The organism is Leucobacter fengyongliangi, from assembly GCF_050971685.1.
In the GTDB taxonomy this organism is placed as follows: domain Bacteria; phylum Actinomycetota; class Actinomycetes; order Actinomycetales; family Microbacteriaceae; genus Leucobacter.
In genome coordinates this window covers 15,719-27,470 of sequence record NZ_JBPCEU010000019.1, presented here as the reverse complement: position 1 = coordinate 27,470, position 11,752 = coordinate 15,719, and the positions used below count along the sequence as shown (strand labels likewise).

At 61.2% G+C, this 11,752-nt stretch carries 7 protein-coding genes; 4 read left to right on the top strand and 3 right to left on the bottom strand.

The window, feature by feature from the left end; genetic code table 11:
* Positions 1–99 precede the first annotated feature (99 nt).
* Positions 100–1,356: an integrase catalytic domain-containing protein gene (locus ACR0R4_RS12490; protein ID WP_433645266.1), complete on the top strand. Its 1,257-nt coding sequence runs from the start codon at positions 100–102 to the stop codon at positions 1,354–1,356.
* Between the two features lie 449 nt (positions 1,357–1,805).
* Here ACR0R4_RS12490 and ACR0R4_RS12485 read toward each other — a convergent pair whose 3' ends face one another.
* Together ACR0R4_RS12485 and ACR0R4_RS12480 are read right to left on the bottom strand one after the other, a co-directional pair.
* Entirely contained in the window at positions 1,806–3,269 is a 1,464-nt protein-coding gene (locus ACR0R4_RS12485) for a multicopper oxidase family protein (protein WP_433647757.1), read from the bottom strand.
* The gene (locus ACR0R4_RS12480; protein ID WP_270107486.1) at positions 3,266–3,526 is read right to left on the bottom strand and encodes an SHOCT domain-containing protein; all 261 of its coding nucleotides are present in this window, start codon (positions 3,524–3,526) and stop codon (positions 3,266–3,268) included. Before ACR0R4_RS12480 ends, ACR0R4_RS12485 begins: the two co-directional genes overlap by 4 nt.
* Before the next feature lie 889 nt (positions 3,527–4,415).
* Here ACR0R4_RS12480 and ACR0R4_RS12475 point away from each other — a divergent pair.
* From ACR0R4_RS12475 to ACR0R4_RS12465, 3 genes are all read left to right on the top strand, one after another.
* Positions 4,416–5,012, top strand: coding sequence for a DUF305 domain-containing protein (locus tag ACR0R4_RS12475; protein ID WP_433647756.1), 597 nt, complete (start codon positions 4,416–4,418; stop codon positions 5,010–5,012).
* Between the two features lie 133 nt (positions 5,013–5,145).
* Positions 5,146–5,721, top strand: coding sequence for a CueP family metal-binding protein (locus ACR0R4_RS12470; protein ID WP_363879764.1), 576 nt, complete (start codon positions 5,146–5,148; stop codon positions 5,719–5,721).
* 97 nt (positions 5,722–5,818) lie between these two features.
* Positions 5,819–8,080 carry a heavy metal translocating P-type ATPase gene (locus tag ACR0R4_RS12465; RefSeq protein ID WP_363879761.1) on the top strand — a complete coding sequence of 754 codons (2,262 nt, stop codon included), beginning with the start codon at positions 5,819–5,821 and terminating at the stop codon, positions 8,078–8,080.
* On the opposite strand, the gene mobF is transcribed toward ACR0R4_RS12465, so the two are convergent.
* A complete protein-coding gene (mobF, locus tag ACR0R4_RS12460; RefSeq protein WP_433647758.1) occupies positions 8,077–11,637 on the bottom strand; it encodes a MobF family relaxase in 3,561 nt (1,186 codons plus the stop codon). The genes ACR0R4_RS12465 and mobF overlap by 4 nt on opposite strands.
* Between the last annotated feature and the right edge of the window lie 115 nt (positions 11,638–11,752).

The following is an 11,752-nucleotide window of genomic DNA, read 5'->3' as shown; positions in this document are numbered from 1 at the left end:
CGACGTGCCTCACCTAATATGCCCGCGAAACACTTCCGGTGCATCACGTAAAAATGCCCGCGAAACGGAATCATCAGTTTCATGGGAAGTGGGCTATCAATGCGTGCCAGACACGAGATCACACGAAAGTTCGCGAAGCAGTATGCCGCAGCGGCCAAGAAGGAGAAGAGCCGTCTCCTTGACGAGGTATGCGCGATCACGGGCTGGTCCAGAGACAACGCGCGCAGACAGTTACAAGCTGCGCTGAAACCGCGTCGGGTAGGGGCCCGGCAACGTAAGCCGCGCCCGCTGAAGTACTCACATGACGCGTTGAAAGTGCTGCAGAAAGTGTGGGCGTTCGCGGGCGGGATCAGCGGGAAATACTTGGCCGCGTCAATGGAACTCCAACTCATGCTGCTGGAAGCGCACGGCGAACTGGTCCCAGGCCGGGGCAGGTACAGTCACCACGTCGCGGACGAGTTGCTGGCAATGTCACCGGCCACGATCGACCGCTACCTCGCCCCAGCCCGCGCGAGGGACCCACTCCGCGGGATCGCCACCACCACGCCAGGCCCGCTGCTGCGGAACTCGATCACGATCAGGAAAGCCGGTGACGAGATCGAGGCCGTACCCGGGTTCTTCGAGGGCGACACCGTCGCACACTGCGGGCCCGTCTTGAAGGGTGAGTTCTGTCGCAGTGTTGATCTCACCGACATGCACACCGGTTGGACGTACACGCGCTCGATCCGGAACAACGCACACCTGCACATTCGTGACGCCCTCGACCGATTCATCAGCGAAGTGCCGTTCGAGGTGACCGGGGTGGATTTTGATAACGGGTCCGAGTTCATCAACTACGACGTCATCGGTTGGGCTGCAGAACTTGACATCTACTTCACGAGGTCCCGGCCGTACAAGAAGAATGATCAGGCCACGATCGAGTCGAAAAACAATCAGATCGTGCGCCGGTACGCGTTCTACTGGAGGTACGACACCGCGCCTCTGCTGAAGCTATTGAACGAGTTATGGCCGCTGGTGAACGATCGCCATAATTTCCTCACCCCCACGAAGAAACCCATCGGTTGGGCGACCGATCAAAGGGGGCGCCGTAAACGTGTCTACGATGAGCTCGCGACACCATTCGACCGGCTCCAGCGTTCCGGTGTGCTCAGCGCCGAGAAGACCGCCGAGTTGACCGGGTACCGTGACAGCTTGAACCCGGCCCACATCGCTCGCGAGATCGACCGAATCCAGCAGCGCCTCACCTACCTCGCGGCCGAGAAGACTCGCACGCTCGAAGCGATCGAACTCGCGAAAGCACCAAACGCGGCAGCCGGGGTCAAGCCGGCCCGCGCGAGCAGGAAACAGGCAAGCTAAGCTCGAGAATTACGCGGGCATTCTTATGTGAGTCACCGGTGGTGTTTCGCGGGCATATTTATATGAGGTTCCTCGCGAAAACTCACTCAGGCGACGAGGGAACTCTGAAAGCCGTCGACGTGTCCGACTTCTCGATGGCAAGGTCAAAATCTGCTTCAGTCATTGTTGCCAGCAGGCCTGTGGGGGCTCGCATCGACCCATCAGAAGCAGTTGGCAGATCGGTATTTGGTGTCTGCCACCAGTCCAGGAGTGCCTCTGCCGTCTCCGTAGAATCTCGTTTGGCAAGCCTGTCTCGCACTGAGGTAGAAAAAGAACAAGCTCGCGTCTCATCTAGAGAAGCGAGCCTGCCGTGTTACTTCAACAATGCGTGGTGCATCCGGCAACTTCAAGTAACGGAAACTACGCGGCAGCGGTGGGTTTTGGCCAGGCCGCAACGCCGCTGCAGCTGGTCAGCCGACATCGACGATGGCCATCATGCCAGCATCTTCATGATCAAGGATGTGGCAGTGGTATACGGTGCGCCCCGGGTGACGAGCGAAGTCGATGAGCACCCGCACTCGACCTTGTGCAGGAACATTGACGACGTCACGCCAAACCTGTTCGCTGACCGGTTGCCCGTCCGTCTCGATCACCTGCATCGGCCATACGTGTAAATGGAAGGGGTGATCCATGGGTGTGGGGTTCGTAATGAGCCACTCTTCCACGGCTCCCGTAGCAACGCGTTGGTCAACTCGGTCGATGTCGAAAGTACGACCGTCGAATCCGAGATCCATCATGCTCCCGCCACCGCGCATCATCGACCCCATTCCCATGGTGAAGGCAATCTCCCGCCGCCGCGCAACAGGCTGCTCGCGTAGATCCCGAAGAACCGGCGAGCGAACTGGCACCGTATCTGGCGTAGAAGTCTCTTGCCCGGAGACAGTGAGCGTGGCAATGGCCTCAGCTCCGGAGAGGTTTCGACCTCCCATCATTCCCATTCCCATTCCCATTCCACCACGGTCGTAGCCCAGTGTCTGAAACTCACCACTACCGGCGCTCATGCTCACGAGAAGGTCGGCGCGATTACCGGGAGCCAGGAGCACGTCCCGCACTTCCCGGGGAGCCTGTTCTTGACCCCCGTCGATCCCCAGCAATTCCAGGCGCTGCCCAGGCAAGGCCAAACGTAGGTAACGGGAAGTGCACGCATTGATCACTCGCCAGCGTTCCCGCTCCCCAGGTCGTGCCGACATGTGTGGGCGGTGCTGCCCGTTGACCAATAGGAGGTCACCTTCACGGCCCATCATCACGTCCATGCCCGAGGCGGTCGCGATCTGTCCTCCAGCGGTGAGTGAAATGTCGGAGACGACGAGCACCCGCTCTCGACTGACCGGCATTTTTTCATCCTCGACAATAAGTGCACCGTACAAGCCACCGAATAGCTGGTCAGCGACTGAGCCATGCCGATGAGGGTGATACCAGCACACACCAGACGGGTGATCCTCTGGCAAGGTAAACCGGTAACCAAAACTCTGCCCAGGGTCTATAGAGAGGAAGGGGTTGTCACTATTCCCCGAGGGAGAAACCTGTAGCCCGTGGGTATGCAGGTTGGTTGGGGTGTCCAGTTCGTTACGCAACTGCACCTCGATGGTGTCTCCCGGTCGCACCCACCAGGTTCTCCCCGGCAATGTGCCCCCGTAGGTCAGGGCCTGTACCTGTCGTCCGGCGATGGTCACCTCTCGACGAGCGGCGACAAGATCCACCTGCAGCAAGCCACCGCTGCTGCGTAACACCTCTGGCTCAACCAGCAGATCACCATCAGCCACGCGCCCACCCCAGGGAAGACCAGTCCGAGAGAGACCGATCCCTCCAATAGCGACACCGAGCCCTCCCACAGCCCCGAGCTGGAGCGCCTGTCGACGGGTGATCGGTTTCATGCGTCAGGTGCTCCGTCGAGTCGTTGACGTCGCTCGTCGTACTCACTGGTGTCAATTTCTCCACGGGCATAGCGCTCATCAAGCAACTCGCGAGCCCCATTGGTCCCGATGCGATGAGGTGTCTGTCGAGGCCCACGTGCCGCGAAGGCTCGAACAAGAACCACGATCAGTATGACAATTCCCACCACGAGCAGGACGAGGAAGACCCAGCTCCAGCCCATACCCCACCAGCCCATGTGGTCCCCATTCGGCCCCATTTCCCTCACCTCCGGGGTGCTGTCTCCAAGACGGCGCGGCAACTGTTGAGATGATCTCGGCGAAACAGTAATTGTTCCAACAGTCATCGAGTCATTGGACTCAATTCTAGTCGAGACCCGGTTCACCGACCATGTGTAACTGCTGCGGGTGAATCAAGTACTGTGAAACTGACCGTGCGTCAGCCTCTGTTCGAGTTCTCGTATCGACACAGTGGCGCCCCCACGTCGAACGAATTCTCAGGTGGTACCCCAGGGAAGTATCGCCTCGACATGATTGAATAGCACGTAGGAGTCGAGTTGCGAAGTACCTGTCGTAGAGGTGATGGAATGCCAGTTCTACGTGACCTCCCCTCGGCTCTGTTCGATCTGAAGCCTCGCCGGTTCATCGTCGCCACCTTCGCGATCGGCGCTTTGCTTCTGTGCGCTTTCCTCATGCACTCTTTCGGGCTTGGTCAGAACCATGAGAGCTTGCCGACCGCGGCATCCACGGTGCACGTCGAGGCTGACGCTGGAAGCCATTCAACACTGGTCGCCGCCAGTCACGGCACCCAAGCGTCAATAGCCCAATCTGACGGCGCCTCGGGTCTTAGCGGCGCGTGCGGTGCGGGCTGCGGCGGATCTGACGCGATACAGATTGCCTGCATACTCGCGTTTCTGAGCACCGTTGTATTCTTCATTTTCTTCCTCCCCCGCCTTTTGTCAACGAATCAAAGGCTTCGTGAGCGTGCGATAGACATGGTCGTGAGCGTGCGGGCTGGTCCTCGCCCGATGACGCCGTCGCCACAGGAACTTTCCATTAGCCGGACTTGATCGGCCTTCTGAGGTTGCGCCACGTGCGCGCCGCCTCAATTCGCCGACCCCAAAATTCTCCGACCCTTTGGAAAGACTCATGAAACTCCGAACACTTTTCGTTATCCCTGGCATCCTCGCAGCTGGTCTGGTCCTGGCCGGGTGCTCGACTGGCCCTGTCGAGTCAACATCGCCGCAGTCCACAACTGCACCATCCGTGACTGAAGACTCCAACTCCGCTGACGTGATGTTCGCGCAGATGATGGTGCCTCACCACGTACAGGCCGTGGAGATGTCCGACGTGATCCTCGCGAAGGATGGGATCGACCCTCGCGTCATCACCCTCGCCGAAGAGATCAAGGCGGCTCAACAGCCTGAAATCGACGCACTCAATGGCATGCTCAAATCGTGGGGCATGCCCCAGGCCTCGACGGACGGCATGGCCATGGATCACGGCGGCAGCATGGACGGCATGATGACCGAAGAAGACATGGCCGCACTCGACGCTGCGACAGGGACAGAAGCAAGCCGACTGTTCCTTGAGCAGATGATCGTTCACCACGAGGGCGCGGTCGAGATGGCGCAAATCGAGGTTGACTCGGGGACGAACCCGGATGCGGTGGCGATGGCACAGGCCATTATCGACACTCAGAATATCGAGATCGAGACAATGCGCGAGATCCTCCAGAGCCTTTAGCTCACCGTTCGGTGTGGGCGATGTTGCTTCCAGCAATGCCCGCACCGAACCCATACCCCTACTTTGACTTCCGCTGTGCTCCTCGTGGTGAACCCGCGAGGAGCACAGCGGACCGCCACTGAAAGACTATGAAATGAAACGACCAACCGTCCTCGCCACAGCTGCCGCCGCAATCCTTGCCCTCGTGCTGGTCGGCTGTTCTGCGCCTGACACGAACCAGGACTCGGCTGGGGCAGATCTGCTCGCCGAGTACGGCCTCGCCGACATGTCGGCGCCGGAGATCATCGACAGCCTCGACCGAATGAACGTGAGCGATCGCCCATCAGACTTGATCGCATCCGTCCGCCCCGATGCACTCGTTCTCACAGACAATGTCCAAGAAGTGGTCCTGGACATGCCGGATGACGTCACGTATTTGTCGATAGCGCCATACATTGAGCAGACCCATGAGTGCTTCTTCCACAGCCTCACGACCTGCCGCGGCGAGCTGTCGGGGCAGGACATCGAAGTACGCATCGTTGACGACGCAACCGGCGATGTGATCGTCACAGAGTCCACGACGACGTTCGATAACGGGTTCGCTGGATTCTGGGTTCCTCGTGACCTACAGGGAACGATCGAAGTGACATACAACGGCCGATCTGGCACCACCCCGTTTTCCACCGCCGACGAGAAAGCAACCTGCATCACAACGCTCCAGCTCATGTGAAACGACGTGCCGCCGAATCCTTAGTGACGACGCCCCTCTCGCCCCCATCGGGCCGACGTCTCCATCGCGACGTAGCCAGCAATAGACGGGATCTTAAATGAACCAACAGCCAAACCACGACCATCACGGCCACCACCCGTCTGATGGCCACGACCACGGTTGGCCGGACACGCCGATCGAGCACGCCACTCACGGCGATCGTGGCGTTCAACACTCGAATGGACATGCAAACCTCGGCATGCACGCCGAGCCCGCCGTCGCGGGCAGCCGGGATCCCCACGGAGGTCACGATGCTCACTCCGGCCATGGAAACGGTTCAGAGGGACATGATGCCCATGCTGACCATGATCCGGGTGCACATGCCGGGCACAGCGTGGCGATGTTCCGTAACCGGTTCTGGTTGACACTCATCCTTTCAATACCAGTGGTCGCGTTCAGCCAGATGATCGGGATGATCTTTGGCTACGACCTGCCCGAGACCGGCTGGACGACATGGATTGCCCCTGTTCTGGGCACGGTCATTTTCTTCTACGGCGGTATGCCGTTTCTGAAGGGCGCGTTGCGGGAGATTAAGCTCCGACAGCCGGGGATGATGCTGCTCATCGCGATGGCGATCACGGTCGCGTTCCTCGCGTCGTGGGTCACGTCGCTTGGTGCCGGTCTCGATCTTGATTTCTGGTGGGAGCTCGCCCTGCTGGTGGTCATCATGCTGCTGGGCCACTGGCTTGAAATGCGCGCACTCGGTGGGGCATCAAGTGCCCTCGATGCGCTAGCGGCCTTGCTGCCCGATACCGCCGAGTTGGTCCATGAAGACGGGGCCGTGGAACAGGTCCCGAGTGCCGATGTCAGCGCCGGTGACCTCGTGCTCGTGCGTGCGGGAGGACGCGTTCCGGCCGACGGCACTGTCGAATCCGGATTCGCGGACATGGATGAGTCCATGGTTACGGGCGAGTCGGCGTCCGTTTCCCGAGCCGTTGGCGATACCGTCACCGCGGGCACCGTTGCCACTGACTCAGCAATCCAAGTGCGCGTGACCGCGGTAGGCGAGAACACAGCACTGGCTGGCATCCGTCGACTCGTGGCGGACGCGCAAGCATCCTCGACTCGGGCCCAAGCCCTCGCCGATCGCGCAGCGGCTCTGCTGTTCTACTTCGCCGTCGCGGCTGCCGTGATCACCGTGGTGGTGTGGATCATTGTCGGCAGCCCCGCCGACGCCATTACCCGCGCGGTGACGGTACTGATCATCGCCTGCCCTCACGCACTCGGGCTCGCGATTCCTTTGGTGATCTCGATCGCGACAGAACGGGCTGCCCGCGCTGGCGTTTTGGTGAAGGACCGGCTGGCGCTGGAACGGATGCGCAGCATCGACGTGGTGATGTTTGATAAGACCGGCACTCTCACGGAGGGACGCCACGCCGTTGCCGCAGCCACAGCCGTTCCGGGCGCCGACCCTCAGCGCGTGTTTCGGCTGGCTGCCGCGGCGGAATCACCGAGTGAGCACCCCGTTGCTCGCGCGATCGTCGCATGGGCAAACGGGCACAGCGACGGGTTGCCGATTCCATCGGTCTCCGAGTTCCGCTCCGAGCCGGGTGTCGGAGTTTCAGGAACCGTCGATGGCACCAAGGTTCGCGTTGGTGGGCCCCGGCTCCTCGCCGCACTCAACCTGTCCGTGCCCGAAGGCATCCAGGCCGAGGTCACCGAGTGGGAATCAACCGGGTCGAGCGTCCTGTTCGCGGTCATCAACGGCCGCATCGAGGGTGCATTCTCGCTTGAGGACGTCATTCGCCCCGAATCGCGTGCCGCCATTGATGAACTGCACCGTCGTGGGATCCGGGTTGGCATGATCACCGGTGACGCACAACAGGTTGCGGATGCGGTCGCAGCCGATCTCGGCATCGATGAGGTGTTCGCGGGAGTTCTCCCCGGGGACAAGTCCGCCAAGGTCGCTGAACTGCAGGAGCGTGGTTTCAAGGTTGCGATGGTTGGCGACGGGGTGAACGATGCACCTGCTCTTGCACGCGCAGACGTGGGAGTTGCGATCGGGGCCGGTACCGACGTCGCGATCGAGTCGGCGGGCGTCGTTCTGGTGTCGAGTGACCCGCGTGCCGTGCTCAGCGCGATCGAGCTTTCACACGCCTCCTACAAGAAGATGGCGCAAAACCTCGTTTGGGCGACCGCGTACAACGCCATCTCGGTGCCGCTGGCCGCTGGTGTGCTCGCTCCCATCGACTTCAACCTGCCACCGGCCGCCGCGGCAGTGTTGATGTCGCTGTCCACGATCATCGTTGCCCTGAACGCCCAGCTTCTCCGTCGCCACGAGCTGAACCCGGAGATACTGGCGCCAGTGCATACTGCCTAGCTGTACCCAAACGCTGACCGATCAAGGAGGCCGCGCGTTTCCCGCACCCGTTCCCGTCCGTGCTCTTGAGTTCGACGGGCACGAGCATCTCTTATGACGCGGAGAGCGGCTTCCGCGCGAGCGTAGTCGACCTTCTGTGTTGTGGAATCGGGCGAGGCTCCGAGTACCGCGGCACTCGTGATCTGATATCGGTCGCGGTAGGCGGCGATCACGGACGCTGCACGATACCAGGCGGCGGCGCGCTGCGGGTCTGCGGGCTCGGCACCGAGAGCTGCAATCCATGGTGCCGAGTCAGCGACCGCGGTGTTGAGAACTACATCGACTCGCTTCTCGATGAGATCACGACGCTCGACGAGAGCCTGCTGCATTTCCTCACTCATGGCGCCAATCGCCTCGTGGATCAGCCCGGCGACCAGCCTGGGCGCAGAATAGCTACGACCCGATCCCGCAGCCCTCGTGGTAGCCGCAGCGACTCGATGTCGAATCACCGCGGCGATGTCGTCTGCGTCGCCGAAGTCACGTGCGCGGACAACACGCGGGAGCAAGTCTGCTACGTCGTGATGGTTGGCCTCGGCTCGGCGCAGCTCGGTGGTGAGCGGGCCGAACGCATCCGAATCGATGACTTCGTCGGCTTGTTCTGCATTGAGACCGGATGCTCGCACCAGAGATGCCCACCGGTCACGTTGCGCCGCTGCTGCGATCGTTTCGTACTCGGCAGCAAGCTGGGCAATCGTTCCCCGAGATTCGTGTTCGACGGCGATGGTTTCGTGCGCGGAGAGTTCCGCGCCGACGTGCTGCAGCACTCCGGTGAGCACGCTACGGCCGGTGACTTCGTCGTTCTCGCCAGGATGTGGACCATCGTGGGAAGCATCGGGCTTGTCGACCGCGACGTAGGCGACGTTGGCGTCACGACCCCGAGTCATCGCCACGTAGAGGTTCTCCCGAGTCATGGTCGAGTCGATGAGCACGTGGGCAGTGTCGGTGGTGAGACCTTGCGCGCGGAAGGACGTCACGGCGTAGCCAAGTTCGACGTGCTCCGCTACATAATCGGCTGGCAGAAGAACGCTGGTCCCCCAGGAAGTTCCAGCGCGTCGAACAAGCATCGATCCGTCGCGTCGGACGTCGACGACGTTCCAGCGATCTCCGTTGCGTACCCAGCCTCGACCCGCCAGTAGACGGCGGTCGTTGCGGCGCGTAATGACGATATCTCCGGATGCCGCATAGGTTTCGTCGTGCAGCTCAGATTCACGCGACCCGCGAACGGTGCCGTCGAGGATCAGATCGGTGCGCGCTCGGTTGTTGAGCGCGGTCACCGATTCATTGGAGTCTGATACGAGAACCGTTGCACGCCCCGCGACGAGATCGCTGCGCCAGGCGGCATACGCTGCATCAATCATTTCCTCAGTGTCACCGTCAACGATGCGCTGGTGCTCGCCGTAGGTGTCGATGACGTCGATGTGGCCATGGCGAAGATCAAGGGACGCGCGCTTTTCCCAGTCATGCGTGAAGCGGTGAACATCGATCAGTTCGGGCACATCATCACGATCGTGCGTGAGCATCCCAAAGGCGCCGCCCGCGTCGACCGCCTGGAGCTGAGCGTAATCACCAACGAGCAATACTTTCGCTCCGGCCTCAGAGGCAAGCTGGGTGATCCGGTCCAGAGAGAGCGTCCCCGCCAGTGATGCTTCATCGACGATGACAAGCTGACCCGGCTGAAAGGCCTCGCCTTCGCGCAGGTGATTCTGCCACCACTTCGCCGTGTTCTCGGCGGCGATCCCGAGATCCTCGGCAAGCACTTGTGCCGCACTCGAAGAGGGGGCAAGCCCGACGACGGATCCTTGACCGTGTTCCTTTTCCCATGCCCGGCGTAGTGCGTTCATGGCGGTCGTTTTCCCGGAGCCAGCTGGGCCGACCAGCAGATCGACAACACGACCGGAGACCGCGATCTCCGTCAACGCAAACACTTGATCCTCCCCCAGCACCAAGCCCTCACTGTCAGGCTTCAGCGTGACGCGTTCGATCGTCGCCAGCGAAATCGTCGGTCCTGTCGTTGCGTGCGCGAGCTGAAGCAAGCGTTCCTCGGCGTCGAGAAGCTGACCAGAAGAGAACACCGTGGAGTTCTTCGGCCTGAACACCGACGATTCATCGCTCCTGCGAAAGACAGCTGGGCTGGATGCCAGTTCAGGAGGCGTGAGCCGAGTCGACACTGCCTCGGCAGCGTCGACAACCATGCCAATAATTGCTTCGCGATCACGTGTACTTGCGAAGCGATACTTCATCGTCTGCCGGGCAGCTTCGGCGGTGAGGTTCCAGCGGCGCCAAGTCGACCGCTTTTCCCCGACCACGTCCACGACGCTTTGCCCCAGGCCACGAACCACGTCAAGCGGTAAGTCATCAGCGCGCAGGAGCAACGGCGCCTCATTCGCGGTGATCTCGCGTGCCCAGCGAGTTGCATCCGCTCCAAGGACCTTGCCCGCCCGCTGCCTCCACTGATCGGTGAGTTCAGCAAGGGAATGGATCTCCTTCTCCGGTCTTGTGGCGAGCGTCGCTTGGGCGCGCAGTTTGATGATCGTCGTGCTGGAGGGTCGCCTGCCGTGCTTCTCCACGTACGCAGCGATGAGACGATCCTTCTCCTCATTGATGTGCCGTGAACGCGACGAGAACTCTGACACGAGTTGCTCAGGGACCTTCGCGATAGCCCAAGCCGCATTGCGGTCCCGTCCGCGATCACGCGTTTCCCACTCAACCCCGAAGAGCAGCGTGAGGTGATCAGCGAACACCGCTTCATGAAACTCCGAGAGCGCCACCGTCGCAGCGTGCAGGGGACGCCCGTCCAAGTTCCGCCATTTGCTGTCGAGCACGGTCTGCACCTTGTTGCTGATCACGACATGCGTGTGCAGATGTGGGTCGCCCGCGCGTGAGTCGTAATGGTCGTACGCTGTTGCGATCAACCCACGCACCTCGACCTGCGCAACGGCACCATCCCCTGGAGTTGCACCGGCGCGAGTGACTGCAACCTCGCGCTCCATAAACGCAACCACCTCTGCAACCGCCGCATGATGCGCGTTGACGATCAGCGACTGCGTTCCAGCGTCAGCAACGGCCCACAGCACTGAAGCTGACTTCGGGATCGAGAAGGTGAAGTCATATCCGGCCACCGCTCGTCGCGTGCCACGCTCAGATTCCTCGGCTTCAATCTCCGCGATTGCACGTCCCCGAGCGGTTGGACCCAGCTCAGGGTCGAGAGCACCAACTCGCTCCTCAACCCGCTCAGCCACCGACTTGTATGCCGGGTAGGCGCGCCCAATCGGATCACCCGTGAGGGGATCACGACCCATACCAATCAGCAGCTGGAGCTGCGCTTCGGTGACTTCATCGCCATTATGTAGCTGCCCGTTCCCGAGCGCGGTGAGGCCGCTACCCATCCATCGCCCCGGCGGCGTGCCATCGGCGTTGTAATACCTCGTCAACGGCGTCGAGAGGTCTCGGTCGCCGTCACCTGCGGCCACCGTTCGGAGCAGATACTTGTAGCCATCACCCGCTGACATCACCCGCATCGACACAGTCACTGCAGTTCACCTTCCCTCTCCGTCAAGGAGGAGGTGAACACGCAGGATCGGTGGCCTCAGAATTCACACGGAAGTGGTCGCGACCTCGATCTGCAAGACGCGT

Bases quoted from the DNA above. Each gene is read 5' to 3' on its own strand.
- ACR0R4_RS12490 (WP_433645266.1), top strand. From the start codon at position 100: ATGCGTGCCAGACACGAGATCACACGAAAGTTCGCGAAGCAGTATGCC.
- ACR0R4_RS12485 (WP_433647757.1), bottom strand. From the start codon at position 3,269: ATGAAACCGATCACCCGTCGACAGGCGCTCCAGCTCGGGGCTGTGGGA.
- ACR0R4_RS12480 (WP_270107486.1), bottom strand. From the start codon at position 3,526: ATGGGGCCGAATGGGGACCACATGGGCTGGTGGGGTATGGGCTGGAGC.
- ACR0R4_RS12475 (WP_433647756.1), top strand. From the start codon at position 4,416: ATGAAACTCCGAACACTTTTCGTTATCCCTGGCATCCTCGCAGCTGGT.
- ACR0R4_RS12470 (WP_363879764.1), top strand. From the start codon at position 5,146: ATGAAACGACCAACCGTCCTCGCCACAGCTGCCGCCGCAATCCTTGCC.
- ACR0R4_RS12465 (WP_363879761.1), top strand. From the start codon at position 5,819: ATGAACCAACAGCCAAACCACGACCATCACGGCCACCACCCGTCTGAT.
- mobF (WP_433647758.1), bottom strand. From the start codon at position 11,637: ATGCGGGTGATGTCAGCGGGTGATGGCTACAAGTATCTGCTCCGAACG.